Here is a 25,831-nt window from a genome sequence, read left to right as displayed (position 1 = left end):
CCGTGGACAACACGACCGCGACCCCGATCGCCGCCGACCCGGCGACCGCCCCTCTGCACGCCGCCCTCGACGCGATCCGTATGTGGCGACACCGGCAGCCACACACCGAGGCGCGGCGTTTCGCCGAACTCGACGCGATCCTCGACGCCGCCGCCCTCGGCCGTATCGAGTGCGCCCTCGATCTGCCCGAGCCGACGTCGCTGCCCGAGGCGGTCGACGCGCATCACGCCGTGATGAACCTGCGGCGCCGGATCCTGGCCGACGCCGGCCGGGCGTGGGATCTCGTCGAGGCGAACGCCATGCGGCAGATCGCTCGGTTCATGCCGGGCGCCGGATCGGAGGGGTAGGGAGGAACGTTTTCATGATCAAAAAACTCGAGGTTTTTGTCTCCTGCGACTACCTCGCCCACCCCTGAAATGACGGCGGGGCGCCCCATGCCGGCAAGCAATCCGGGGCGCCCCTACGCGGTGTGATCAGCCTACGCCCCACGCACCACAGGAGCGCTCACCATGCAGCACACCGCCCGCCCCCGTACCGCCCTCGACGACCTGCAGGTCGTTGTCGACCACTGGACCCACTTGCGCGCCCTGATCGACACCTCGCAGACCTCGGACACGTGGCCGCCCGCCATGGGCAAGGCCGAGTACCTGCGCACCCTCGACGAGCACGACCGCGACGAGACTGCCCTACTGCTGCAGCACGCGCAGCACCTCGTCACCAAGACCGACGAGCACGGCCGGCCGCGGTACGAGTGCCTGCACTGCGACTACGCCGGCGAGGGTCGCAGCCATCTGCCGCGCCCCGACCGGCACCCCGGACAGCTCGGCGAGCGCCCGGTGCCGCTGCGGCTGCACGTCGTCGACGCGTGCCGTGCCGTCGAGGTCGCACTGTGCTCGATCGCCGACCAGATCGCGGCCGAGATTCAGCGCGACACGGTCAAGGCGCTGCGCCGGCCGATCCCCGGCGACCCGGTCGGGCTCGCCCTCGGCATGCTCGCCGCCCGCGACGAGGCAGACCCGAACCGGTGGCACTTCACCATGGGCGACCGGTCGGCCGTACGCGCCGCCGAGTGGCTACTCGGCCGGCTGCGCGGCGACGAGGGACCGTGCCTGCCCCTGCGCGACCATCACCGGGCGGCGATCGGACTCGTCGCCCGCGAGGCAGCGCGCCGGATCGAGCGGACGATCGGCGGCACTGTCGACCGGTACGCCGTGACGATGGATCGGCCGTGCCCGTACTGCGGCAGCGATCTCACGATGCACGCGGGCGGCGGCGAGAACGACATCGTGACGTGCGCCGGTCCGGACTGCACGGCGCCGGTCGGGCTCGACGGCGGCCGCCGCACGTGGTCGACACCCGCGCAGCTCGCCGCCCTGCAGCGGGAACTCGACGAGGCGGCTCGGCGCCGGAAGCGGGCCGACGATCGGGCTCGGCAGCGAGCAGCAGCTCGGGATCGCGCGGCCGCGTAGCACTCACCCGTCGGCGGCGGTTCCCCACGATTGGGGGCCGCCGCCTCGCCATTCGATCAGGCCGGACTCGGCGACCTCGCTCGGTTCGAGTTCGAGGCCGGCTCGGCGCAGGAACTCGGCGACGTCGACGAGGCTGTGCGCGAGCCCGAGAATCTCGCCGTCGACCCGCACGCGGCGGCCGCCGGTCGGCGAGGGCGGGTTCACGATCACGGGGCGCTGCGCGTCCATACGGTCATGGTCCGGCCGGCTGCCGCCGCTCGCAGCGCGAGGTGCCCCGTCCGGGTACGACGAGACCCCGCCACATCGGGCGGGGTCCGGGTCACTGCTCGTCGTCGGCGTGTAGGTCGGTGCGCTCGCCGGGCCGTAGGTCTCGCGCATCCCAGTAGCGACGCACCTCGTCGAGATCCCACTCGTCACGGGTGCTGCCGGGCCGACGGCGGGGCGCTGGGAAGTCCTCGTGTGTACGGCGCCACGTGTGCACGTACTGCCGCGACACACCGAGTTCGGCAGCAACCTGGGACATGTTCCCCAACCTCGGTTCTCCCTCGCCCGCACCGTGTGTCGGCGGCTCTTCCCGCTCTGGCATGGCGCTCATCCTGCCCTAACCTTGTTGACACTGTAAAGCAGGTTCACCTACGGTCGAACCCGCACAACGGAATGCCCCGGCCGGCGCCGCGAACGCCATAGGTCGGGGCGGACCGTGCCCCCAACTGTCGAGCAGAGGGCCGATCCGTGGCTGATAGTAACGGCGAGCGCCGCACCGAACCCGAGCGTGACCGACCGCAGCTCACCGCCCTGCAGCGCAAGCTCATCGCCGGCGTAGCGCTCGGCGCTGCCGTGATCGCCCTGATCGGGTTCATCGGCTCGTACGCCGCGGTTCGCACCCTCGCGGAAGCGAAGCACTTCGGCTCGTTCGCGCTGCTCTTCCCGATCGGGCTCGACGCCGGGATTCTCGTGCTGCTCGCGCTCGATCTGCTGCTCACATGGCTGCGTATGCCGCTCGGGCTGCTGCGTCAAACCGCGTGGCTGCTGACCGTCGCGACGATCGCGTTCAACGGGGCGGCCGCGTGGCCCGACCCGATCGGCGTCGGCATGCATGCCGTGATCCCGATTCTGTTCGTGGTCGTCGTCGAGGCGGCGCGGCACGCGATCGGCATCGCCGCGGACATCAGCGCCGCGAAGCACATGGAGTCGGTACGCCTCTCGCGGTGGCTGCTCGACCCGATCTCGACGTTCCGTCTGTGGCGGCGCATGAAGCTGTGGGAACTGCGGTCGTACGAGCAGGTGATCGCCCTCGAACAGGAGCGGCTGACCGAGCGGGCTCGGCTGCGGCACCGGTACGGGCGCAGGTGGCGCAGCAAGGCGCCGTTCGAGGAAGTGCTCGCGCTGCGGCTCACCCGGTACGGGCGCCCCCTCACCCCGGTCGAGGGCGCCCTCGTCGCCGAGCCCGCCCCGGCCGCCCCCGCCCCGGCGATCGACTACGCCGGCGGGTACGACCCGGCATGGGATGAGACCGCCCCGTTCGACGACCCGGAACGGGAGGGCGCCCCGGCGATCGCCCCCGCCCCGCAGGGCGCCCCCGAGCTGCCGCCCCCGCCCCCGGCCGCCCCGGCGCAGGGCGCCCCGCAGCGCCCCGCCCCGGAACCCGAGGGCGCCCCGGCCGCCCCCGCCCCGCAGAACGAGGGCGCCCCCGAACGCCCCGCCCCCGACGACCAGGGCGCCCCGCAGGGCGGCGCACCCGACAGCGAGGGCGCCCCCGAGGAACCCGCCCCGAACCACGAGGGCGCCCCGGAGCGCCCCGCCGACGAGGACGAGACCGAGGCGCCCCGCGACGAGCAGCGGCCGCCGACCCGAGCCGAGGTGAAGAAGAAGATCAAGGCGCTGTACGCCGAGCTGAACGGCCGGCCCGGCGAGGGCGTGATCGTCAAGCTGCTGCAGTCCGAGCACGCGCTCGGCTACCCGTACAAGTCCCGTCGCCACGCGCAGAAGCTGCGCGACGAGGTCGAGGCGGACGACCCGAAGCTGCTCGAACTCGGCTCGCCCAACGTGCGGGCGCTCACCGGCACATGACGGTCTGACTGTGACCGCGACTGCAGTCACAGTCAGACCTCACCCCCCTCTGACCGGCCGATACACGCCCTCGCACCCACCCCTCGATCACAACGACCGCAGTCGCAGTGAAGGAGCAACCCCGGTGTCAGACACCGCAGCACCGCCCGCGCCCGCCGCGGCCGCGCCCGAACCGCCCGTCGAGGCGGCCGCAGCGCCGCCGCCCGTACCCACGCCCGAGCCGGCTGCCGAGGCTGCAGCCGAGCCCGCACCGCGCGCCACCCGCAGCCGCGGCGTGCCGGTCGAGCCGCTCGTGATCGGCGTCAGCAACACCTCGGCCATGGTGGCGACCGCCGCGTATCAGGCAGCCGGCCCGGCTGGACTGGCGGGCGCGGCCGCGACCGTCGTCGCCCTCGCGGCCGGGGGCGCCCTGCAGCGCCGGCGTTCCGTCCGCCGTCGTACGACCGCCGTCGCAGGGCGCACTCGGGGCGGGGCGGGCACCTCGAACCGAGGGCGTACTCGGGGCGGGGCGTCCGGGGGCGCAGGGCGGGGCGGCACCTCGGGGCGGGGCGGGGCGCCCCGTCGGGGCGGATCCCGCGGGGCGGCCGCCGGGGCGCAGGGCGGGGCGGCGCCCCGGACGCCGGGGCGGACCCGGCGGGGCGCCCTCGGTGCCCTCGGCTCACTCGGCGGTCGGGGCGCGGGGCGGCTCAAGTCGCCCCGGCTGCCCACGCCCACGAGCGGGGGCAAGCACAAGCGCCCCAAGCGGGGTGGCACCTCGCCCTCGACGTCGCCCTCGACCTCGTCGACCAGGACACGCACGCCCCGCTCGCGCAGCCTGCTCGGACGGGTACGCCCCGCCGCGAGCGCAGCCCGCCGCGGCATGGTCAACACAGGGCGCGGCATCCGTGCCACGGGGCGCGGCATCGCGCGCACTGCCCGCGGTGTCGGTCGCGTCAGTCGGTGGGCGGCCGCCCCCGCCCGCGCACTGTGGCGCAACACCGCGACGGCACGACGAGCTGCTGCTCGCCGCATCGGCCGTGCCGCGGGCGCGCTGTGGGACGGCGCCCTTTCCGGGATAGCGGGCGCCGCCTCGTTCGTGTGGAACCGCAGCGTGCGCGCCGGCCTCGCCACGCTGCGCGCCGTCTGGCAGCGCCGCCGACAGCGTCGGGCAGCTCGCCGTACAGCCGGCGGTCCGGCCATGACGGGCCCGACGGTCGCCTCGTCGCCGCCGCCCGTCGCCACATTCGTACGCCGCCCGGCGACCGCCGGCGGTTCCCGCTCGACCCACGGAGGACACGCCATGTCCGGCGGACACCACTTCCTTGCACCTGCGATGGAACTCGAACGCATCGCGACGACCTACTCGCCCGACGGCATGATGCAGGTCGGCCGCGACTTCGCCGCCCTGCCCGACTCCCTCGAACACATCGCGAACGCGATGAAGATCTCGACCGCCCGCGCCCACGCCGAGCAGCCGCTCGACCCCCGGATCATCGAGATCATGCAGGGCATCTACCGCCTGCAGATGAAGGCGAGCGAACTCGCCCGCGAGCTGCCCGGCGCGTTCCGGAAGCTGCATCACGTCGACATCGAGCGCCTGCAGAACCAGCGCACGGGCGAGCGCGAGTGGGACGTGCGCGCGAACGCCGACACCTCGCTGTGAAAGGGCAGACAGTGCAGATCGATTGGGAGTCGGGGCACGGCCCGTTCACTGCCCCGCTCAGCGCCGCCGGTTCCGCGCTCGCCGCCTCGTACGCGGCGAACGCGGCCGGCGCGTCCCCCTGGTGGGGTGTCGGCGTCGCAGGCGCCGGGCTCGTCGGCTCGCACATCGCGGGCCGGCAGTCCGGCGCCGGGCGCGGCAGTCTCGTACTCCGCGCGGCCGCATGGGTCGGCGCGGGGGCATGGTGCTCGTGGGCGCTCAACTCGGGCCCGTGGACGGTCAACTGTCTCGCCACCCTCGCGGCGGGTGCGGTCGGGCTCGGCGCCGCCATGGCGGGCAACCGTGCTGCGCGGCGGCGGGCCGAGGCGGCGGCCGCGGCCGAGGACACGGCGGCCGCGCACAGCGGGATCATGCGCGGGTACCGGGCGCTCGCCGAGCAGTGGTCGGCGCGGTTCTCGCGCGTGTGCGGGATCGAGGGCGTGCTCGTCGTCGGCGTCGAGATGTGGCCGAGCGGCGGCATGACCCTCGAAGGGCGGTTGCCCGAGGGCGGGTATACGTGGCGCGACATTCAGCGGCACCAAGACGGGTTGGCCGGCGACGCGCGGCTGCCGAACGGCTGCTCGGTCGAGATCACCGAGGGCGCCGACCGCGGCTCGTTCCTCGCGAACATCGAGACCGCGAATCAGGTCGCGGCCGGGCCGACCATGTACCCCGACGACTACTCGCCCCGCTCGCTGAACGACGGGCTGCAGCTCGGCATTCACAAGGACGGCAGCGAGGCAGCGCCGTGCATCCGACAGTTGACGGCGATCTTCACCGGCCGCAAGGGGTCGGGCAAGTCGAACCTGATGAACGTGGCGATCGCCGGGCAACTCCGCATGGTCGACGTCCTCGTGTGGGTGATCGACCTCAACGGCGGCTCGCTCGCGCTGCCGTGGCTGCGCGCGTGGGCGAAAGCCGGACGCCCCGGCCGGCCGCCGATCGATTGGGTCGCCGACACCCCCGAGAAGGTGCTCGCCATGGCCGAGGCGCTGCTGCGCATCGCTAAGGCCAGGAAGCCGGGATACGCCGACCTGCAGATCGAGGCGGACGACGACAAGATCCCGGTGTCGGCCGCCGTGCCCGGCATCATCGCGAACGCCGACGAGGTCGCCGAGCTGTACTCGGCAAAGGCGCGCAAGCACCCTACCTTGCGCAGGGCCGGCGACGTGCTGCTGCAGGTCGTCGAACTCGCGCGCGCCGTCGCGTGCAACGTGATCGCCTCGGCGCTGCGGGCAACGCAGGATGTGCTCGAAGAGCCGCAGCTCGTCGTGCAGTCCGGCCTCAAGATCGCCATGAAGTCGGACGAGCGAGAGGTCGCGTACCTGTTCGGGTGGGGCGACAAGATCTCGCCCGAGGACATGCCGACCGCCGGTACGGGTGCGATCAAGGTTCTCGACGACCCCGCGCGCGCCCTGGTCGTGTACCGCATGACGCCGAGCGAGATCGCGAAGATCGTCGTCGCGACCGCCGAGTACCGCCCCGAACTCGACGAGCTGTCCCGCCTCGCCGCGGGCGAGCCGTACGCCCGCAGGTGGGAGAACACCGACCACCTGTTCAACGGCAGCGCCGCACCCGCCGCGACCGCCGTCGCCGACCCGCCCGCCGAGCGGCCGGTACGCGAGGGCTACACCGACCCAACCGCCGATTGGGACGACCCCGAGCCGACGGCGCCCGCCTCGGTGCCGACCGGCGAGGACGCGATCGCCGACGCCGACGCCACGATGCGCCGGATCCGCGGCGAGATCGACGAGACGACCGACCGCGACCCCGACCTCGACGCCGAGGTGCGCGGCATCTTCGAGGCAAGCGGGTTCACGTACACGCCGCCCGCCGCCCTCGACGAGGCACAGCCGGCCGGCGGCGACCCGCGCAAGGCGCTCGTGTACGAGGTCGTGCTCAAGTCCGGCCCGGCCGGGATCGGGCCCGAGGCGATCCGCGAGTTCATCACCCGCCTGTACCCCGACGTCGACCCGCCGCACGCCGCCACGATCGGCCGATGGCTCGCCGCCGACCCTCGCGTGCACAAGGCCAAGTACGGCCGATACGCCGTGCTCCCCTCGGACGGAGGCACCTCGTCATGACCCGCCCCTCGCCCGCCCGCCGCCGTACCGCACGAGCCGTACGCGCAGCCGGCGACGTCCTGCGGACCGCCGCCCCCGTCGGGCCGATCGTCGTCGTGCTGTTCCACATCGACACCGTCGACGGCCCGCACCTCGCGCTGCCGCTGCTGCACCTCGTCGTCGTACTGCTCGCCGGGCTCGGCGTCGACCGGCTCGGTCTGCTGCTGCTCGGCCTCGGCCACCACATCGAACGCCACCGACCCGACACCGCGAGCTAGGACCCCGCCATGCACCCCGAACGCTCCCTCGCCCGGCCGTCGCCCCTCGACCGCACCGTGACCCCGACCCATGTCGCCTCGTACGCCGAGCAGCAGCTCGTGCCCGCCCCGCCGCCCGGCATGCGCGTGATCGGGTACGTACGGATCGACGGCATGCTGCACCCGCAGTACGGACCCGAGTACGTGCCGGTCGCGCCCGTTGCACCCCCGGCAACACCCGGACTCGACCCGCAGGCGCAACGCACTGCCGCTAAAGGCGTGTTCGCCGCCGGGGCGGGCGTGGGCGCGTACTTCGGCATGCAGGCGCTGCAGATACTCGTCGACAGCCTCGTGCAGTTCCTCGCGGCCGCCGCGGTTTGCGGGCTCGTGTGGGCGCTGCCTTCCGGCCGCCGCGGTGCGCCGACGTACAACATCACGAACAACCGCGGGTTCCTGGCAGGCTGGAAGTCGCAGAACGGCCCGAGGAAGTAGAGGACTGCCGCCATGACTCAGCTCACCTTGACCCGAGAGAGGCTCGACGAGCTGCTCGCCGACGAGTCTGTGCCTGTCGCGCATCGTGCACTGTGGGCGCTGCTGTGGGAGGGCGAGGTACGCCTCGGCGACGCCCTGTCGCTCGACGTGCGCGACGTCGAGTTCGGCGCCGGAACCGCCCGAGTCGAGTACCCGAAACGAGGCTCGGGCCCGGTGTCCGTGCCGCTCGGCGACCGCGCCGCCGGACTGCTGCGGCAGGTGATCGGCGAACGGGCGGACGGGCCGGCGCTGCAGGTTGCCGAGCAGCCGATCAGCCGTATCTCTGCTGCACGCCGCGCCCGCGAGGTCGGCGCGGGCAGCATCCACGCGTTCCGCAGCGCCGGGCAGGCAGCTCGCCGCCCCGCGCAGGGGGTGACCGGTGTCTAAGAAGATCGAACACGTACCCGCGGGCAAGTTCATGACCCTCGACGAAATCGCCGCGTTCGTCGCCGACGCGTTCGCCGCCGGGGCGACCGGCACCGACGTACCCACGGGCCGGCTGTCGTTCGGCGGGAAGCTGCAGCAACTCGTCGCGACCGTCGCCGACACCGAGTAGCGCCCCGGCCGCTGCACCTGCGCCCCGTACCGCATCCCTCGCGGTACGGGGCGCCTGCATGTCCGCGGTGGGCGACGGCACTTGACGCAGTTCTGCACGAGAATCGCGTGCGAATCGATCGCGAATCGTCGACGAATCGCACGCGGATCGATCGCGATTCTCAGACGAGTACGCAGGTCAACGCGTTGTGTCCCTGGGGGACGTTCGGGGGACTCGCGCGCGCGCGTTCCCCTCCCCTCCCCTATATAGGGGGGTGGCCGTAGAGAGAGCACCTACAGGTAGTAGCGGGCGAGCGCTCGAACCGATCTCACTCTCAACTCGCCGCCCGAACTTGACTCTGACGATCACGTGTCGCACTCTTGTCGGCAAGTCCGCCATGCCCGGACACCGAATCTTCCCGAACGCCCCGCCCTACAGCGGGGCGTTTGTCGTTCCCCCACCCGCCGGCCGGGCACCCCACCCTCGACCGGCACGGCGCCGCCTCACCCCCCGAGGCGGCGCCACCCCCACTCGCGCGGGGTGGTGACGTACAAACCATGGCGGGTTTGCTGCCCGCCCCGCGCGTGCCACCCACCGTCGGGAGGAACCGGCCACCATGCGCGTACGCCTCACCGACGGGACACACGAGGTCGAGATCAAGGCGAAGGGCTACAGCCGACGCCGCCTCGACGACGCCGAGAACGCTGCGCTGCGCATCCTCGACGCGCTGCGCAGCGAGCAGCCGACGCAGCCCGGTACGACGTTCGGGTTCACGCCCGACGCAGCCCTCGACAGCAGCGCCGAGCGAGCCGAGCCGTACGACGACGGCCGCGACCAGGACGACGAGGACGACGACGCATGAGCGGCGGGTGGGTAGGCAGCAACCGACGGGCCGAGCTGCCGCCCGACTGGTACACCGTGATCCGACCGGCCGTGCTGCAGCGCGACGAGTACCGGTGCCGCAACCGGATCGACGGCCGCGTGTGCGCTCGCCCGGCGAATCAGGTCGACCACATCGGCGACAAGCATGATCACCGGATCGTGATGCTGCAGGCGCTGTGCGCCGACTGCCACGCGGTCAAGAGCAGCAGACAGGGCAACGCCGCACGGTGGGCCGTACGCAGGCAGCGCCCGGCCGAGCGACACCCCGGTCTGATCTGACACCCCCGGTACCAAATCGCCACCCCCCGCCCCGAGTTGCACCCCCCTGACCTGCACGTATGCGCAGGTGCGTACATCGCTGCAGGTCAGAGCAGTGCAGTACGAGGCGAGCCCGAGACACTGCCCGGCCGAGGTCGGCAGCACACAGTCGAGGCTCGACGGACATGCACAAAGCTGCAGGTCAGAGCGTCGTAACTCCCGTACGCAGCGCACGATTTGCGGACCGAGGACACAAGTACCGGACGGGCGAGCAAATCACGCACGCTGCACGACGATCGCAACGCTCTGACCTGCACGTTTATGCATCGTTCAGTGGCGAGTGTGAGCACGACAGCAGCACGTCGAGCACGTACGACGAGGTGCAGACACCACTCATGCCGTAAGTCTCTGACCTGCACGTTTGTAAGGCACTGCACATAACCGCAGGTCAGGGGCATGCAACTGCCGTACGGATGGCACAGATTGCCGACCGCGACGGAACTACGACACCCGGACACGACACCCCGAGATCGCTCGCCGAGATCGACCCTCCCCCCTGGGGGGTGACTCCCTCCCCCCGCCCCCTTTGCGGCTCGGGAGGTGCTGCGGCTAAGGATCTGTACGGGTCTGGGGAAAACGGCCGCGCTGCGGGGCGCGGGCGGTCCGCTGGCGGGCGGGCAGGGATGCGGCAGGCTGATTTGATGGCGCGCGGTTGAGGGGCCGCAGATCGCCTCTCAGCCTGCCGCACTCCCCGATACGAACCTGATACATGCAGGTCAGAGCGCTAAAAGCGTACGCCGCGGTATGATGGACCCATGACGACGAGGCGCACCTGCGAGCACTGCGACGAGCCGATGCCGATCACGGCCCGGCGGCACGCGCGGTTCTGCAAGCCGGCGTGCCGAGCTGCTGCTCACCGTGCCGCCCGCTCGATCCCGGCCGAGCTGACCAGCCGGCCGCGGTGGGTGCGGCGCACCTCGCGCAAGGTACCGGTGTCCGTTGACGGCGGTACGGCGAGCAGCACCGACCCCGCGTCCTGGTCGACGTACCGCGACGCTGCCCGCTCGACGGCGGGCGCCGGGCTCGGGTTCGTCCTCGCCGCCGACGGCGTCGTCTGCCTCGACCTCGATCACTGCCTCGACGACGAGGGCGCGGTCGCGGGTTGGGCGCGCAACGTCCTCGACGCGGTCGGCGACTCGACGTGGGTCGAGGTGTCGCAGGGCGGCGACGGTCTGCACGTGTGGGGGCACGGCCGGCTGCCGGGCGACGCAGGGCGTCGGCTGCAGCTCGGCGAGGGCTCGGTCGAGGTGTACGCGACCGGCCGGTACATCGCGGTCACGGGGCGGACGTTCGGCGGCACGCCGCAGCGCCTCGGCGACCTGCAGCACGTAATCGACTCGCTGCTGTAGCGCCCCGACACGGGCGTGCTGCGGCACACCCGACACGGGAGGTACAGCCATGGGCGGCATGGGACCGGCGCCGAAGCCGGCGGGCAGGAAGGCGCGCAGGAACGCCGACGCGATCCCGCAGACCGTGCTCAGGTGGGAGCGGGCCGAGGCGCCCGAGCTGCCCGACTTTCGGATCGAGCGCGACGAGCAGCTCGTCGAGTTCGTGTGGCCCGAGCGCACCCGCGAGTGGTGGCAGATGTGGATCGACTCGCCGCAGGCCGAGCACTTCGGTTCGTCCGACTGGCAGTACCTGCTCGACACCGCCCTGATTCACGCCCGGCTGTGGCGCGGCGATCTGTCGGCGGCCGGCGAACTGCGGCTGCGCGTCGCCGCGTTCGGCGCGACGCCCGCGGACCGGGCCCGGCTGCGCATGGTGTTCGCCGAGGCGGACGGCGCCGACCAGGGTCGCGGCAGCTCGGGCGGTCCGTCCGCACGTGAGCGGTACGGGAACCTGCGAATGATGCCGGGCGGGAAGACCGACCAGGGCGACAGCACGGGCACGTAGGGGGGCGTCATGCCGTGGCGTGGCCCCGAGTACGAGGGCGAGCGTCCGACGCTCGGGTACTACGTCCTCGACTGGATGATGCAGAACCTCGCGCAGCCCGGCCGGGACGACGGCGAGCCGTTCATTCCGACGGCCGAGCAGGCTGAGTTTCTGCTGCGGTACTACGAGGTGCACCCGCTCACCGGGAAGCGCGTCATTCACCGTGCGCTGCTCAGTCGGCCGCGAGGGTGGGGCAAGAGCCCGTTCGTCGGGGCGATCGCGCTCACCGAGGCGTGCGCCGACGTCGTCGCGGACGGGTTCGACTCGTACGGCGAGCCGATCGGCCGGCCGTGGCACTCGATCCGTACGCCGCTCGTGCGTATCGCCGCGGTGACCGAGCAGCAGACCGACAACACGTGGATCCCGCTTTTGGAGATGGCGCGCGGCCGGTCGCTGTCGACCGACTACGGGCTCGACGTCCTCGACACCGTGATCTATCTGCCGCGCGGCGAGGTCTCCCCGATCACGTCGAGCGCGACGTCGACAAAGGGCGACCCCGCCTGTTTCGCGTCGCTCGACCAGACCGAGGAATGGACCGCGACGAACGGCGGCGTACGGCTCGCGAAGGTGATGCGGTTCAACGCCGCGAAGCTGGGCGGGTCGCTGATCGAGACACCGAACGCGTACACGCCGGGCGTCGGGTCGGTAGCTGAGAAGTCGGCGGCCGACTATCAGGCGATCATCGACGGCCGATCGCGGGCGCGGGGCATCCTCGCCGATCACCGCGAGGCGCCGCCCGAGACCGACATGACCGACGAGCAGTCGCTCGTCGCCGGGCTGCGGTACGCGTACGGCGACAGCAGCGATCACCCCGACGGGTGCGTGCTGCACGACCCGCCGTGCTCGCCGGGATGGTCGCCGATCGAGCGGCTCACGTCGGAATTCTGGGACACCTCGAACGAGCCGCAGGATCTGCGCGCCGACCTGTTGAACCAGATCACCCACGCCGCCGACGCGTGGCTCACCGAGCCCGAGGTGCGGGCGTCGTCCGACCTCGGCCGCTCGGTGCAGCCCGGCGACCGGATCGTGCTCGGGTTCGACGGCTCGCGGAAGCGTGCGCGCGGCGTGACCGACGCGACGGCGCTGATCGGCTGCCGGCTGTCCGACGGGCACCTGTTCACGATCGGCGTGTGGGAGCAGCCCGAGCGGCCGCAGCTCGGCCCGGACGGCGCTCCGATCGACTGGCAGGTGCCGGTCGTCGAGGTGCTCGCCGCGGTGCACGAGGCGTTCGCGACGTACGACGTCGTCGGGTTCTACGCGGACCCCGCCAAGTGGGAAAGCCACGTGGCGGATTGGGAAGCGGCGTACGGCCCGCGGCTGCAGGTGCAGGCGACCCGGAACCATCCGGTCGAGTGGTGGATGACCGGCGGCCGCTCGACGCTGATCGTGCGAGCGCTGGAGAAGTTTCACACCGCGCTCACCGAGGGCGAACTCACGCACGACGGGACGTCGGCGCTCGTACGGCATCTGTGCAACGCCCGCCGCCGGCCGAGCCGTTCGGGCCTGCAGATCGCCAAGGCTCATCCCGACAGCCCGAACAAGATCGACGCGGCGGTCGCTGCCGTGTTGGCGTGGCAGTGCCGCCTCGACGCGATCGCGAAGGGCGTCGCGGCCGAGGAAGAAGAGATGTTCGGCGGCACGTTCTGACCGACCCGAAGGGGGGCGCTGTGCTCGACGAGACTCCGGAGCTAGACAACCCGGATTACATGCTGTTGCGCCTCGGGCGTCGACTGCGTAAGCGGGTAGGACAGCTCGACGAGTGGTGGCTGTACTACCGCGGCCGGCCGCCTCTGCCGCAGTTGCCGAAGAACGCCGAGGCGGCGTTCATCGACTTTCAGCGCAAGGCGCGCACGAACTTCTGCGGACTGATCGCGGGCGCGTCGGTGCACCGGCTGCTCGCCCTCGGCGTGACCGGGCCCGACGGCGAGCCGGACGACCGGGCGTCGCGATGGTGGCAGGCGAACCGCCTCGACTCGCGGCAGAAACTCGTATGGCGCTGCTCGATGGCGCAGTCGGTCGGGTACATGCTCGTCGGACCGCATCCGACCAGGACGGAAGACAACCGTCGGCCGAGCCCGCTCATCACGCCCGAGCACCCGAGCGAGTGCGTCGTCGAGTACGACCCCGAGACCGGTGAGCCGCTCGTCGGGTTGAAGGCGTATCACAACGACATCGACGGCTACGCGTACGCCCGCGTGCTGTACGACGACCGCTCGTTCCCGTACCGCAGCACCGAGCGGTGCAGCGGCCGCCGGCTGCCGTGGGGGCCGGACTCGTGGGTGTACGTCGGCGACAGCGACGAGGGTGAGCCGCACGACCTCGGTCGGATGCCTCTCGTCGAGTTCGCCCGCATGCCGGATTTGGGCGAGGACCCCGAGCCCGAGTTCGCGTGCGTGCTGGACACGCAGGATCGCGTGAACATGGGCGTGCTGAACCGCATGGCCGCGAGCCGGTACAGCGGGTTTCGGCAGAAGTGGGTGCGCGGGCACAAGTTCGCTCGGCGCAAGGATCCCGACACCGGGCTCACTGTCGTCGAGCAGCCGTTCACGCCGGGCCCGAACACGGTATGGGTGAGCGAGGGCGAGAACGCGCAGTTCGGGCAGCTCGACGCAACCGACCTGACAGGGTTCCTCAAAGAGCACGAGTCCGACGTGCGCGACATGCTGATCTTGTCGCAGACACCCGCGTACTACTACGCGAGCGACCTGATCAACATCAGCGCCGACACGGTCTCGGCACTCGACATCATGCACGTCGCGAAGGTGCGCGAGCACATCGCCGCGTTCGGCGAGGGACTCGAAGAGGTCATGTCCCTCGCGGCCGCGCAGGCGGGTGTGTCCGAGGACTACACCGAGGCAACGGTGCGTTGGGCGAACCCGCAGTACCTGAGTCCGGCTGTGCAGGCGGACGCCGCGACCAAGCTGTCGAGCATCGGCTACCCGCTCGACGTCATCGCCGAGGATCTCGGCGAGACACCGCAGCGCGTGCGCAGGATCGCGGGCGGCGCCGCGGCGCAGAAGCTGCTCGCCGCCTCGCTGCTGCCCGCGAACCCGGCGCCGACGGCGGGCAACCTGCCCGACGACGAGGGAGCGGGTACCGGTGGGTGAGGCGCTGCAGACGGCGCTCACCGAGCGGTACGACTCCCTGTCGACGTCGCTGCGGGCGCGGGTGATTCAGTTCGTCCTCGACGCGTTCGACAGCCTCGGCGGGCACCGCGACGGCGACGCCGCGGCGTACATCGAGCAAGTGCTGCCGACCGTGCTCGCGGCGCAGGCGCAGATGGGGCAGATCACCGACGCGTACCTGTCGGCGATGATCGCCGACATGCTCGGCACCGCCGCGGCGCCGGCCGGCGTGCAACTGCCCGAGGCGCTGCGCGGCGTCGACCCGGCCGAGGTGTACACGCGCCCGTTCGTCAGCACGTGGACGGCACTCAGCAAGGGCAAGGCGTACGCGCAGGCGGTCGCCGAGGGGCGTACGCGGCTGCTGTCCATCACCGAGACCGACCTGCAGCTCGCCCGTACGCACGCCGCGCAGCAGTCCATGCAGCGAGGCGGGGCGCGGTTCTTCCGGCGCCGGCTCACCGGCACGAAGAACTGCGCGCTGTGCACGCTCGCGAGCACACAGCGGTACCGGGTCGAGAACCTCATGCCGATTCACCCCGGCTGCGACTGCAAGGTCGAGCCGCTCGTCGGCAGCAAGGATCCGGGGCACGTCATCGACGAGGCGCTGCTGCGCGAGGCGCACGACGCTGTCGCGAAAGGCACCGGGGAGTCGGACGCGGGCGGCCGCGCCCCCGACTACCGCGACGTGATCATCACCCGACAACACGGCGAGTACGGCCCGCTGCTCGCGGTCCGCCGTCACGAGTTCACCGGACCGGACGACCTCACGTAGTCGACCGGCTCGTGAATCCCGCGCCGACACGGCGCACGCACCCGCTCACCCACCCCGACACGGGAGACACCACCATGCGCACGCGCACGCTGCCCACCCTGCCCGGCATCGAATCGGAAGCCGGCTGGTCGCACCCCTACGCGGTCACCCCGTTCTCGCCCTACTGGTACGCCGACGGCGGCGACCAGGACGGCGACCAGGACGGCGACGACGATTCCGACACGGACGACGACGACGGCGACGGCGACGGCGACGAGGGCGGCGAGGGCGACGACAAGGCCGACGACAAGGCCGAGGCCGCGAAGTGGAAGGCGCTCGCGAAGAAGCACGAGGCGCGCGCGAAGGCGAACGCCGGGTCGGCGAAGGAACTCGCCCGGCTGAAGCGCGAGGGCATGAGCGAGGCCGACAAGAAGGTCGACGAGGCGGTCGCGGCCGCCGTGGCGCAGGAACGGGTGAAGTCCGGCGAGAGGGTCGCCCGCTCGGCGTTCCTCGCCGCCGCTAAGGGGCGTCTCGACAACGCGAAGGACGTCGCCGACGACGTCAACCTGCGCCGGTACGTCGACGACGAGGGCGAGGTCGACGAGGACGCGATCGCCGAACTCGTCGACCGGCTCGCCCCGAAGAAGTCCGGCAAGGACGAGAACGACGAGGACGACGACCGCGAGGGCGGGCGCGACACGCGCCGTCGCCGCGGCGGCGGATTCGACCAGGGAGCCCGCCGCGGCGGACGCAAGGGCGGCAGCAGCAAGAGCGGCGGCGTCGACGCCGGCCGCGAGCTGTACCGCGAGCTGCTCGGCAAGGGTTCCGACAAGAGCTGAAAACACGGAGGAAAGACCATGATTCTCGGTCAGACGACTGAGATGTTCGGGTCGGATGATCAGTCGTGGCTCGGGTCCGCGCACGGCACGGACTCGACCGAGACGATCTCGCTCGACACCTCGGCATTCACGAAGGCCACCCACTACCCCGACGGGTATTTCAAGTCGGGCATCCCGCTCGGCGAGATCACCGCGACGCCGGGCAAGTACGGGCCGTACGACAACGCCGCGGTTGACGGCCGGGCGACCCTCGTCGGGTTCCTGTACGCCGCGGTGAAGGCGCCCGACGTCACCACCGTTGACCCATCGGCCGCGATGCTCACGCACGGCAAGGTGCGCGCATCGCGTCTGCCCGTCGCCGTCGACGCCGCCGGTAAGACCGACGTCGCCGGCACGATCCGGTTCGTCTGAGAGGGGATGATCTGAGATGAGCTGGACTCTCGACACTGAGTTCATCGAACCGACCGAACTCACCGGCCTGATTCGTCAGGCACTCGCCGATCTGCAGGTGAACCGCTTCACGCTGTCGCGGTGGCTGCCGAACGTCGAGGTCGACGACATCGCGTACGAGTACACCAAGGGCGGCGGCGGGCTCGCCGAGACTGCGTCGTTCCGCTCGTGGGACGCCGAGTCGAAGATCGGCCGCCGCGAGGGGATCGGCAAGGTCATGGGCGAGCTGCCCCCGATCTCCGAAAAGATCCCGCTGAACGAGTACGACCGGCTGCGGCTGCGGAAGCTCGACCAGAACGACGAGCGCGTGCTGCGGCTGATCGCGCGTGACGCGCAGCGCCTCGCCCGCAACATCGGCGCGCGGTTCGAGGTCGTGCGCGGGCAGGCACTCGTCAACGCGCAGGCGCCGGTCACCGAGCTGCAGCAGACGGTCGACTTCGGCCGGTCCGCCTCGCACTCGGTCGTCGCCGCGACGCTGTGGTCGGATCACGCGAACGCGACGCCGCTCACTGACCTGCGCTCGTGGGTCAACACGTACGAGGACACGAACGGCGAGTCGCCGGCCGTGATCCTCGCGCCGAACGCGGTCGTCGAGCACTTCGCGATGTGCGAGCAGGTGATTCGGCAGGTGTTCCCGCTCGCCCCGGCGGGCACGGCGCCGATGCTGAACGCCGAGCAGGCGAACAGTGTGCTGCGTTCGCTGAATCTGCCGCCGTTCGAGGTGTACGACGCGCGCGTCAAGGTCGACGGCGTCTCGACCCGGATCACGCCGGCGAACGCGATCGCGCTGCTGCCCGAGGCGGGCGCGACGACCGCGGGGCAGCCGACCGAACTCGGGGCGACGCTGCTCGGCACGACCGCCGAGGCGCTCGAATCCGAGTACAGCCTCGTCGCGAGCGAGCAGCCCGGCGTCGTCGCGGCGACGTACAAGAGCAAGGATCCGATCCGGCTGTGGACGCACGCCGCGGCGGTCGGTCTGCCGATCCTGCGCGAGCCGAACCTGACCTTCAAGGCGCAGGTGATCGCATGAGCGGGCGGCGACTGATCGCGTACGTGCACGTCGACGGTAAGGCGTACGGGCCCGACAGCGAGGTGCCCGCCGCCGTCGCGAAGCGGATCGGCGACCACGCGTGGACCGACGCCGATTCCTCGGCCGAGGCGCCCACGCCCACGGGCGAGGGCGGCGGTACCGGCGACGAGGCACCGCCTCGTTCGGGCCGTGGCTCGGGCGTCGACGCGTGGCGTGCGTTCGCCGAGCAGCACGACGTCGAGGTCGCCGCCGACGCGAGCCGCGAGGACATCATCGCGGCCGCCGAGGCGGCCGGCGTCGTCGAGCCCGAGCAGCCGAAGGAGTAGGGCGATGGCGGCGTTCGCAACAGTCGGCGACTACACCGCGCGCGCCGCCGTCACCCTCCCCGAGGGCAGCCCGAAACGGGCGCAGGTCGAGGCGTACCTCGACGACGCGACGGCGATCATGCGGCGGCACATCCCGAGCGGGCACACGCCCGACGAGGCGACGCTGCGGGCGATCTGCGTCGCGGTCGTCCGGCGGGTCATGGCCAACCCCGGCGGGTACCGGCAGCGCACGATCGGGCAGTACTCCGAGTCGCTCGGGGAGGACGGCGGGCTGTACCTCACCGAGGACGAGATCGCCCAACTGCAGCCCGAGGACGAGACCGACCCGGACGCCGACGCGGCGTACTCGCTCGGGCTCGTCGACGAGGGGCTGCCGGGGTGGCGAACCGACCCGGCGTGCTTCGGGCGGCGGTTGCTGTGATCCCCGACGAGATGCTGCCGCACCTCGTCGACGTCGAGCACCCCGGCCGGACGACCGACCGGTACGAGAACGAGGTCGACGACTGGTCGCCGGGCGCGACGACGCACGCCGAGGTCGCCGCGTGGCTGCAGCAGAACACGGGCGCCGAGGACACCGACCAGCGGTCGGCGCAGATCGGCGAATGGCTCATGATCTGCAACCCGGTCGACACCGCCGGCGCCTCGCTCACGGTGCACGGCTCGGCACGCGTGCAGTGGGGCGAGCTGTCGTTCGAGGTGATCGGCCCACCCGGTCCGGCCTACACGCCGGCCGAGTTCCACCACTACGAGATCAGGCTCAAGAGCGTCGAGGGGTGACCGGCCGTGGCGAACAGGTTCGTACCCAACCGGCAGAACATCGCCTCGTTCCTGCGCACGCCGGAAATGCGGGCACTGATCGAGCGGAAGACGAGGGCAGTCGCCGCCGCGGCCGCCTCGGCATCCGAGGCCGGCGGGCAGTTCCGAGTCGACGTCGAGACCGGCGACCGCCGGGCCCGAGGCGCCGTGATCGGCGACTACTCGACCAACGACCCCGAGGTGTCGCGGCGGGCACTGCTGCGCGCCCTCGACGCCGCACGCGGGGTCGAGTGATGGCGGCGCCGGTCGAGTTCCCCGACGGCGTCGACATCGTGCGCCGGTACCTGCGGACGGCACTCGTCGAGCGGGGCGACGACGTACCGGTCGTCACCCGAGTACCGAGCGCGAGGCCGGCTCGGTTCGTGCGGATCGAGCGGGTCGGCGGCAGCCGGCTCGACCGAGTCACGGACCGGCCGCGGCTGGACATCCACTGTTGGGGGCCCGACGAGGGCGCCGTCGCCGACCTCGTCAAGGTCGTGCGGGCGCTCGTGTTCGCGATCCCAGGGTGGCGCGGCGCGGTGGCGTACGACGTCGTCGACGTCGGCGGGCCGGACTCGGCACCCGACCCGGTGAGCGGGCAGGAACGCAGCTCGTTCGCCGTCGAGGTGTCCCTGCGCGGCCGCGCCCTCGCCGCCCCCTGATCACGCGCTCACCCGCCAACCCTGACCACTCGCCCCCGGACCGCTCGACGGCCGGGGGTTTTCCCATGGAGGGACACAGCATGTCCACACCGACCCCGGTGTCGCTCGAAACCGGGCTGCACACCGAGTACATCCGCAAGCAGCTCGTACAGGCCGTGTTCGCCGCCGACTACTCGGCATCGGCGGTCACCGCTCCGTTCACCGAGGCCGACGGCACCCTCGCGACGATCCCCGCCGGGTACGTGCCGGTCGGCTACACCACCGACGACGGGCTCACGTTCACGTCCGACCTCTCGATGTCCGACGTCACCTCGTCGCAGTCCGTCGAGCCGACCCGATCGGACGTCGAATCGGACGTGCTGTCGGCGCAGTTCGCGCCACAGGAGACGAACGCGGCGACCGTCGCCCTGTTCGAGGGACTGCCGCTGTCGGGTACCGGCGCGCTGCCCGCCATGGGTACCGCGTGGCAGTGGGACCGGGCGGGCAGCCCGGCGAACCCGTTCCGCCGGCTGCTGTTCATCGGGCTCGACTACGGCGACGACGGCGGAGAGATCTACGTCGTCAAGTTCTTCCCGCGCGCCCGGCTCACCTCGAAGGACGACGAGCAGTGGGCGCGCAGCACGGAGACGCAGCGCCCGGTCACCTTCAACGCCTACCGCGACTCGGTCGTCGGCACGTCGTGCCGCAACTGGGTCGACGGGCCGGGGTGGCGCTCCCTCGCCGCATAGCGGCACCCCCTGATCGGGCGGGGGGCGGCGGTTCTGGGTGAGCCCCGACCGCCCCTCGCCCTCACATGCTCACCCGCAGCTCACCCGAGAGAGAGACACGATCATGAGCAAGCCCGGCAAGGCGCGGTACCGGCTGGAGACCGTCAAGCGCTCGTACGTCGACGCGGTCGGCGGCGAGCGGGTCGAGTTCGAGGTCGGGCCCGAAGAGGCGCCCGCCGTGTTCAGCTTCCCGCATCCGATCTTCACGCCCGACGACGTGCAGCAGGATCTCAACGAGGCGAAGGGCGACGAGGCCGGCGCGCGCATCCTGCTCGGCGACCAGTTCGACGAGTTCCTCGCGGCCGGCGGCGACGTCAACAGCGTGATGCTGCTGTACGTCGGCATCCGCAATGAGGCGCAGGACAAGGTGCAGAAGGTGCGCCCTACGAAGGGGTAGGCGACGGCGACGACGTCGTCGAGACCTACTCGTACACCGTCCTCGACGTCCTCGGCGAGCACCCCGAGGCCGTCGAGGCGGATCTCGCCCACCACTACCCCGATTACGGGCCGGGCGGTCCGCTCGCCGCCTACTGGCGAGGCGAGATAACGCTGCGGCTGCTGCGCGTCCTGGTCGAGAACCTTCCTCCCGACGGGGCGACCGCCCGCGCGAACAACGGGCACGCGTGGCGGCAGCTCGACTACGCGGCGGCCGACACGCGCGATCTGCTCGCGCTGCTGCTGACGGCGTTCGTCAACGCCAACCGCGACCCGAAGAAGGGCGGCAGTGCGCTGCCGTGGCCCAAACCGTCGTGGCGGCCGGGCGACCCGGTGCCCGACGAGGCGCAGGCCGACCAGGACAAGGCGCGCGCGAAAGCGGCGTACGAGCACATCCTCGCGCAGACCAAGGGGGAATGACGCATGCCGGTCGAGGTCGGCGTCGGGTACGTGTCCGTCGTGCCCGAGGCACGCGGGTTCGGCCGGCTGCTCAATCAGCAGATCAGCGGCGAGTCCGCGCGGGCCGGCACCTCGGCCGGGCAGGACGCCGGGCAGGGGTTCCTCGGCGGCATCGGCGGCGCCCTGAAAAAGGGTGTCGTCGGCGTCGCCGCCGGGGCGGGCGTGCTGTTCGCCGCCGGGTTCGCCGAGGCGGTCGCGCAGGACAAGAGCAACGCGAAGTTGGGCGCGCAGCTCGGGCTCACCGAGAAAGAGTCGGCGCGCGCCGGGAAGATCGCGGGCTCGGTGTACTCCAAGGGGTACGGCGAGTCGATCGACCAAGTGAACGACTCGCTCAAGGCGCTCGCGCAGAACGGCGTCGCCTCGATCAACGCCCCGAAGAAGGAAATCGCCGGGCTCAGCAAGGCGGCGCTGAACCTCGCCGAGACGTTCGACGCCGACGTCGGCGAGTCGACAAAGGCGGTCGGGCAGCTCATCCGGACCGGGCTCGTCAAGAACGGCAAGGAAGGGTTCGACCTACTCACGGCCGGGTTCCAGTCGGGCGCCGATAAGGCCGGCGACCTGATCGACACGGTCAACGAGTACTCGACGCAATGGCGCAAGGCTGGTCTGTCCGGCTCGACCGCGATCGGTCTGATCAATCAGGGGTTGCAGGCGGGTGCCCGCGACGGCGACCTCGTCGCCGACAGCATCAAAGAGTTCTCGATCCGGGCGGTCGACGGCAGCAAGACGTCGGCGGCCGGGTTCAAGATGCTCGGGCTCAACGCCGACGACATGGCGGCGAAGTTCGCCAAGGGTGGCAAGTCCGCGAACGGCGTGCTCGACCTCACCCTCGACCGGCTGCGCGGGATCAAGGATCCGGTTCTGCAGTCGCAGGCGGCGGTCGCGCTCTTCGGAACGCAGAGCGAGGATCTCGGGCAGGCGTTGTTCGCGCTCGACCCGAGCAAGGCGGCCGACGGGCTCGGCAAGGTCGGCGGCGCGGCCGACAAGATGGGCAAGACCCTGCACAACACCGCCGCGAATCAGATCGAGGTGTTCAAGCGGCAGGCGCTGCAGGGGCTCGCCAACTTCGCGGACAAGTACGCGCTGCCCGCGCTCAAGTCGTTCGGCACGTTCCTGAACGACTACGTGCTGCCGCCCGCGCAGACGGTCGGCGGCGCCCTCGTGAACGTCCTCGTGCCCGCCGCGAAGGGTGTCGGCGACGCGTTCGCCGGCGGCGTGCAGTGGGTCAAGGAATACGGCGCGTGGCTCATCCCGCTCGGCGTCGCGATCGGCGGCGTCGCCGTCGTGGCCGGCGCGTCCACGATCGCCACGTGGGGCATGACTGCCGCGTTCTCGATCTATCGCGGCGTGATCCTCGCGGCGACGGCGGTCACCCGCGGGTGGGCCGTGGCGCAGGGCATCTTGAACGCGGTCATGTCGGCGAACCCCGTCGGTTTGATCGTCGTCGGGATCCTCGCGCTCGTCGCCGCCGCGATCGTCGCGTACAACAAGGTGACTTGGTTCCGGACCGCGGTGCAAGCGGCATGGTCCGGGATAAAAGCCGGCTGGGATCTGCTGTGGAACGGCGCGCTCAAGCCAGGGTTCGAGTACCTCAAGATCGGACTGCAGGCGATCGGCACGGCCGCGGTGTGGCTGTGGTCGACGGTCCTGTCGCCGGTTTTCTCGGCGATCGCGACCGCGGGCAAGGTGCTGTTCACCGTCCTCGCCGTCATCGTGATTGCGCCGCTCGTGATCGCGTTCAAGGCGCTCGGCGCGATCGCTGGGTGGCTGTGGAACAACGCGATCGGCCCGGCGTTCCGCGGGATCGTCGCGCTCGCCTCGTGGTGGTGGGCCGGCGTCAAGGTCTATTTCGGGTTCGTCAAGGCCGGTCTGTCCGCCCTCGGCGCCGCCGCCTCGTGGCTGTGGAACAAGGCGATCGCCCCGGCGTTCCGCGGGATCGTGACGCTCGCCTCGTGGTGGTGGAGCGGGGTCAAGATCTATTTCGAGTACGTCAAGACAGGGCTGCGCGCCGTCGGTTCGGTCGGCACGTGGCTGTACCGCAACGCGATCAAGCCGGCGTTCGACGGGATCGGTTCGGTCGCGTCGTGGCTGTATAACAACGCGCTCAAGCCGCAGTTCGACAGGATCAAGAGCGCCGTACGGCTGGTCGGCGACGCGTTCGGCAAGGCGAAGGACGCGATCGGCACGGCGTTCGGAAAGATCAAGTCGCTCACGAAAACACCCGTCAACTTTGTAATTGAATGGGTGTATACGAAGGGCATTAAAGCGGTCTGGGATAAGGTCGCCGGTTTTGTCGGTCTCGGCAAGCTGCCGGCCGCTCCGAAGCTGCTCGCCGAGGGCGGCCGCACTCACGGCGGCGTTCCCGGTAGGGACTCGATCCCGGCGCTCATGATGGCCGACGAGTTCGTCGTCAAGCGCTCGTCGGCCCGCAAGGTCGGGTTCAGCACCCTGCAGTACATCAACCAGTACGGCGAGCTGCCGGTACAGAAGTTCGCCGGCGGCGGCGTCGTCGACACGCTCAAAGGTTGGGGCGGGTCGGCAGTCGACTGGACAGTCGACAAGGCGAAGAAGGTCGGCGGCGTCGTGATGGACGGCGTCGACTTCCTGTCGAACCCCGGCAAGCTGTGGGACAAGGCGACCAAGTTCATCCGCGACAAGATCGCGAAGATCGGGCAGAGCAAGGTCGCGCAGATGATCGGGAAGGTCCCGATCAAGATGCTCACGGGCCTGAAAGACAAGGTCGTCAACGCCGCGACGAGCATGTTCGGCGGCTCGTCGGGCGACGTCGGCGGCTCGGGCGTCAAGCGCTGGTCGGGCGTTGTCCTGCAGGCGCTCAAGCTCGTCGGGCAACCGTCGAGTCTGCTCGGGACCACCCTGCGCAGGATGAACCAAGAGAGCGGCGGTAACCCGCGCGCCATCAACAATTGGGACATCAACGCGAAGAACGGCGTTCCGTCGAAGGGCCTGATGCAGGTCATCGACCCGACGTTCAACGCGTACGCCGGGAAGCTGCGCGGCCGCGGCGTGTGGGATCCGCTCGCCAACGTGTACGCCTCGATGCGGTACGCGCTGTCGAGGTACGGCTCGCTCGCCTCGGCGTACAACCGCCCCGGCGGGTACGCAGGCGGCGGCCGCCCCCGGCCGGGCGAGGTCGCATGGGTCGGCGAGAACGGGCCCGAGCTGCTGCAGTTCGGCGGCGGGCAGACCGTGCTCGATCACGACTCGTCGATCACAGCGGTCGGCGCCGCGATGGTGCGGACCATGGCCCGGAGCCTGCAGCAGCCGGTACCGGCCGCCGCGGCGGTGCGGGCGGCGCTGCCGTCCGGCGGTGGGCAGACGGCCGTCGACTCGGGCCACACGTACAACATCTATCCGCGCACGCTCGACATGACCGTGCGCGATCTGGAGCTGCTGCAGCGGCGACAGGATGCGCTCGCTCGGGTGGGGAGGCCGCGTTAAATGCCGCTGATCACCGCACCGGTTGTCACCCCGCCCCCCACGGGCGGGGGCGGCAGTACGCCGGTCCCCCTACCCGAGATCGGGTTCGCGACAGCCACGTACACCGACCCGACCGGCAAGGTATGGCCGCTGAACGACGAGGCGGCCGGCTGGTTCACACTCGCCGACGGCGTGTCCGGGCTCGGCGCGACACCGTACGAGTTGACCACCGATGCGCACCCGCGGGGCGGCGCGCGGCTGCGGTACGCCAGTGCGCAGCCGAGGGCGATCGTGTGGCCGCTGTACGTCTACGGCGAGACGCACGTCGAGTTCATCGGCCGATGGCGCGCGCTCGCGACCGCGTTCACGCGCACCCTGCGCGAAGGACCGGACGGTAAGCGCACGCCGGGATGGTTGGAGATCGCCCGGCCGGACGGCACGCGGCGGCGGATCGCCGTCTACTACCGCGAGGGGTTCGAGGGGCGCGGCTCGAAGGGGTCCGGGATCGTCTCGGACGCCGCAGCGATCTCGCTGTGGTGTGAAGACCCTTACTGGGTCGACCCGGTCGAGGTCGCCGTGCACCGGGAAACCGGCAGCCTGAGTTCGTTCTTCACGCCGTACCCGACGATCTCGTCGTCGCAGGTGCTCGGCGAGACCGAGGTCACGAACCCCGGCGACGTGATCGTGTGGCCGAAGTGGACCGTCACCGGTCCCGCGAGCCTGATCACGTTCACGCACGAGGGCACCGGCGAGTCGTTCTCGGTCGACCCGACGGCGGTCGGGCACGGCAACCTGCTCGCCGGCCAGCAAGTCACGATCTCTACGGACCCGCCGACCGTGCGCTACCAGGACGGTTCGAACTGGGTCGGTGCGCTCGACTGGCCGAGCGCCGTTCTGTGGGGGCTCGCCCCCGGCAAGAACCCGGTCACGTTCCTGTTGAACGGCTCGGGCCCCGGCAGCGCCGTCGATCTGCGGTTCAACCCGAGGTACGAGACAGCCTGAACCGAAGGGAGCGGCGG

The 25,831-nt window shown here is 71.2% G+C and carries 30 protein-coding genes; 28 read left to right on the top strand and 2 right to left on the bottom strand.

Features of this window, described 5'->3' with window-relative positions:
* Positions 1-2 precede the first annotated feature (2 nt).
* Positions 3-347, top strand: a complete 345-nt coding sequence (locus OH768_RS33830) for a hypothetical protein (protein ID WP_406459752.1) — start codon at positions 3-5, stop codon at positions 345-347.
* Between the two features lie 162 nt (positions 348-509).
* Entirely contained in the window at positions 510-1,469 is a 960-nt protein-coding gene (locus OH768_RS33825) for a hypothetical protein (RefSeq protein WP_406459751.1), read from the top strand.
* 3 nt (positions 1,470-1,472) lie between these two features.
* Here OH768_RS33825 and OH768_RS33820 read toward each other — a convergent pair whose 3' ends face one another.
* Positions 1,473-1,697 carry a hypothetical protein gene (locus OH768_RS33820; protein WP_266930812.1) on the bottom strand — a complete coding sequence of 75 codons (225 nt, stop codon included), beginning with the start codon at positions 1,695-1,697 and terminating at the stop codon, positions 1,473-1,475.
* Between the two features lie 91 nt (positions 1,698-1,788).
* Positions 1,789-1,992, bottom strand: a complete 204-nt coding sequence (locus tag OH768_RS33815) for a hypothetical protein (RefSeq protein WP_266930813.1) — start codon at positions 1,990-1,992, stop codon at positions 1,789-1,791.
* A gap of 209 nt (positions 1,993-2,201) precedes the next feature.
* Between OH768_RS33815 and OH768_RS33810 the strand changes: the two genes are divergently transcribed.
* The 26 genes from OH768_RS33810 (at position 2,202) to OH768_RS33685 (ending at position 25,814) form a co-directional block, all read left to right on the top strand.
* On the top strand, positions 2,202-3,539 hold the full coding sequence (locus OH768_RS33810; RefSeq protein ID WP_406459750.1) for a DUF2637 domain-containing protein: 1,338 nt from the start codon (positions 2,202-2,204) through the stop codon (positions 3,537-3,539).
* Between the two features lie 124 nt (positions 3,540-3,663).
* A complete protein-coding gene (locus OH768_RS33805) occupies positions 3,664-5,181 on the top strand; it encodes a hypothetical protein (protein ID WP_406459749.1) in 1,518 nt (505 codons plus the stop codon).
* Between the two features lie 11 nt (positions 5,182-5,192).
* Positions 5,193-7,301 carry a hypothetical protein gene (locus OH768_RS33800; protein ID WP_406459748.1) on the top strand — a complete coding sequence of 703 codons (2,109 nt, stop codon included), beginning with the start codon at positions 5,193-5,195 and terminating at the stop codon, positions 7,299-7,301.
* A complete protein-coding gene (locus tag OH768_RS33795) occupies positions 7,298-7,558 on the top strand; it encodes a hypothetical protein (protein WP_406459747.1) in 261 nt (86 codons plus the stop codon). The genes OH768_RS33800 and OH768_RS33795 overlap by 4 nt, the downstream gene beginning before the upstream one ends.
* 9 nt (positions 7,559-7,567) lie before the next feature.
* Positions 7,568-8,029, top strand: coding sequence for a hypothetical protein (locus tag OH768_RS33790; RefSeq protein ID WP_406459746.1), 462 nt, complete (start codon positions 7,568-7,570; stop codon positions 8,027-8,029).
* Between the two features lie 12 nt (positions 8,030-8,041).
* Positions 8,042-8,455: a tyrosine-type recombinase/integrase gene (locus tag OH768_RS33785; protein WP_406459745.1), complete on the top strand. Its 414-nt coding sequence runs from the start codon at positions 8,042-8,044 to the stop codon at positions 8,453-8,455.
* Entirely contained in the window at positions 8,448-8,624 is a 177-nt protein-coding gene (locus OH768_RS33780) for a hypothetical protein (protein ID WP_406459744.1), read from the top strand. Before OH768_RS33785 ends, OH768_RS33780 begins: the two co-directional genes overlap by 8 nt.
* A gap of 595 nt (positions 8,625-9,219) precedes the next feature.
* Positions 9,220-9,465, top strand: coding sequence for a hypothetical protein (locus OH768_RS33775; RefSeq protein WP_406459743.1), 246 nt, complete (start codon positions 9,220-9,222; stop codon positions 9,463-9,465).
* Positions 9,462-9,764: an HNH endonuclease gene (locus OH768_RS33770; RefSeq protein ID WP_406459742.1), complete on the top strand. Its 303-nt coding sequence runs from the start codon at positions 9,462-9,464 to the stop codon at positions 9,762-9,764. The genes OH768_RS33775 and OH768_RS33770 overlap by 4 nt, the downstream gene beginning before the upstream one ends.
* A gap of 794 nt (positions 9,765-10,558) precedes the next feature.
* Entirely contained in the window at positions 10,559-11,152 is a 594-nt protein-coding gene (locus OH768_RS33765; protein WP_406459741.1) for a bifunctional DNA primase/polymerase, read from the top strand.
* 49 nt (positions 11,153-11,201) lie between these two features.
* Positions 11,202-11,696: a hypothetical protein gene (locus OH768_RS33760; protein WP_406459740.1), complete on the top strand. Its 495-nt coding sequence runs from the start codon at positions 11,202-11,204 to the stop codon at positions 11,694-11,696.
* A gap of 9 nt (positions 11,697-11,705) precedes the next feature.
* Positions 11,706-13,382, top strand: coding sequence for a terminase (locus tag OH768_RS33755; RefSeq protein ID WP_406459739.1), 1,677 nt, complete (start codon positions 11,706-11,708; stop codon positions 13,380-13,382).
* 20 nt (positions 13,383-13,402) lie between these two features.
* Entirely contained in the window at positions 13,403-14,842 is a 1,440-nt protein-coding gene (locus OH768_RS33750) for a phage portal protein (RefSeq protein WP_406459738.1), read from the top strand.
* Positions 14,835-15,632 carry a hypothetical protein gene (locus OH768_RS33745; protein WP_406459737.1) on the top strand — a complete coding sequence of 266 codons (798 nt, stop codon included), beginning with the start codon at positions 14,835-14,837 and terminating at the stop codon, positions 15,630-15,632. The genes OH768_RS33750 and OH768_RS33745 overlap by 8 nt, the downstream gene beginning before the upstream one ends.
* A 74-nt stretch (positions 15,633-15,706) precedes the next feature.
* On the top strand, positions 15,707-16,450 hold the full coding sequence (locus OH768_RS33740) for a hypothetical protein (protein WP_406459736.1): 744 nt from the start codon (positions 15,707-15,709) through the stop codon (positions 16,448-16,450).
* 18 nt (positions 16,451-16,468) lie between these two features.
* Positions 16,469-16,861, top strand: a complete 393-nt coding sequence (locus OH768_RS33735; RefSeq protein WP_406459735.1) for a head decoration protein — start codon at positions 16,469-16,471, stop codon at positions 16,859-16,861.
* A 16-nt stretch (positions 16,862-16,877) separates the two neighbouring features.
* Positions 16,878-17,930, top strand: coding sequence for a major capsid protein (locus OH768_RS33730; RefSeq protein WP_406459734.1), 1,053 nt, complete (start codon positions 16,878-16,880; stop codon positions 17,928-17,930).
* Positions 17,927-18,256, top strand: a complete 330-nt coding sequence (locus tag OH768_RS33725; RefSeq protein ID WP_406459733.1) for a hypothetical protein — start codon at positions 17,927-17,929, stop codon at positions 18,254-18,256. The genes OH768_RS33730 and OH768_RS33725 overlap by 4 nt, the downstream gene beginning before the upstream one ends.
* A 4-nt stretch (positions 18,257-18,260) precedes the next feature.
* Positions 18,261-18,677: a hypothetical protein gene (locus OH768_RS33720; RefSeq protein WP_406459732.1), complete on the top strand. Its 417-nt coding sequence runs from the start codon at positions 18,261-18,263 to the stop codon at positions 18,675-18,677.
* Positions 18,674-19,033 carry a hypothetical protein gene (locus tag OH768_RS33715; RefSeq protein WP_406459731.1) on the top strand — a complete coding sequence of 120 codons (360 nt, stop codon included), beginning with the start codon at positions 18,674-18,676 and terminating at the stop codon, positions 19,031-19,033. The genes OH768_RS33720 and OH768_RS33715 overlap by 4 nt, the downstream gene beginning before the upstream one ends.
* A gap of 6 nt (positions 19,034-19,039) precedes the next feature.
* On the top strand, positions 19,040-19,306 hold the full coding sequence (locus OH768_RS33710; RefSeq protein WP_406459730.1) for a hypothetical protein: 267 nt from the start codon (positions 19,040-19,042) through the stop codon (positions 19,304-19,306).
* Positions 19,306-19,713: a hypothetical protein gene (locus tag OH768_RS33705; RefSeq protein WP_406459729.1), complete on the top strand. Its 408-nt coding sequence runs from the start codon at positions 19,306-19,308 to the stop codon at positions 19,711-19,713. The genes OH768_RS33710 and OH768_RS33705 overlap by 1 nt, the downstream gene beginning before the upstream one ends.
* Positions 19,714-19,793: 80 nt before the next feature.
* Positions 19,794-20,441, top strand: coding sequence for a phage tail protein (locus tag OH768_RS33700; RefSeq protein ID WP_406459728.1), 648 nt, complete (start codon positions 19,794-19,796; stop codon positions 20,439-20,441).
* A 103-nt stretch (positions 20,442-20,544) separates the two neighbouring features.
* On the top strand, positions 20,545-20,877 hold the full coding sequence (locus tag OH768_RS33695) for a hypothetical protein (RefSeq protein WP_406459727.1): 333 nt from the start codon (positions 20,545-20,547) through the stop codon (positions 20,875-20,877).
* 461 nt (positions 20,878-21,338) lie between these two features.
* A complete protein-coding gene (locus OH768_RS33690) occupies positions 21,339-24,833 on the top strand; it encodes a phage tail tape measure protein (protein ID WP_406459726.1) in 3,495 nt (1,164 codons plus the stop codon).
* Positions 24,834-25,814, top strand: a complete 981-nt coding sequence (locus tag OH768_RS33685) for a phage tail protein (RefSeq protein ID WP_406459725.1) — start codon at positions 24,834-24,836, stop codon at positions 25,812-25,814. It abuts the gene before it with no gap.
* Positions 25,815-25,831 lie beyond the last annotated feature (17 nt).

It is taken from the genome of Streptomyces sp. NBC_01622, from assembly GCF_045209635.1.
Taxonomy (GTDB): Bacteria; Actinomycetota; Actinomycetes; order Streptomycetales; family Streptomycetaceae; genus Streptomyces.
Note: the sequence above shows the minus strand (reverse complement) of the source record. Positions and strands in the feature narration are given on the sequence as shown.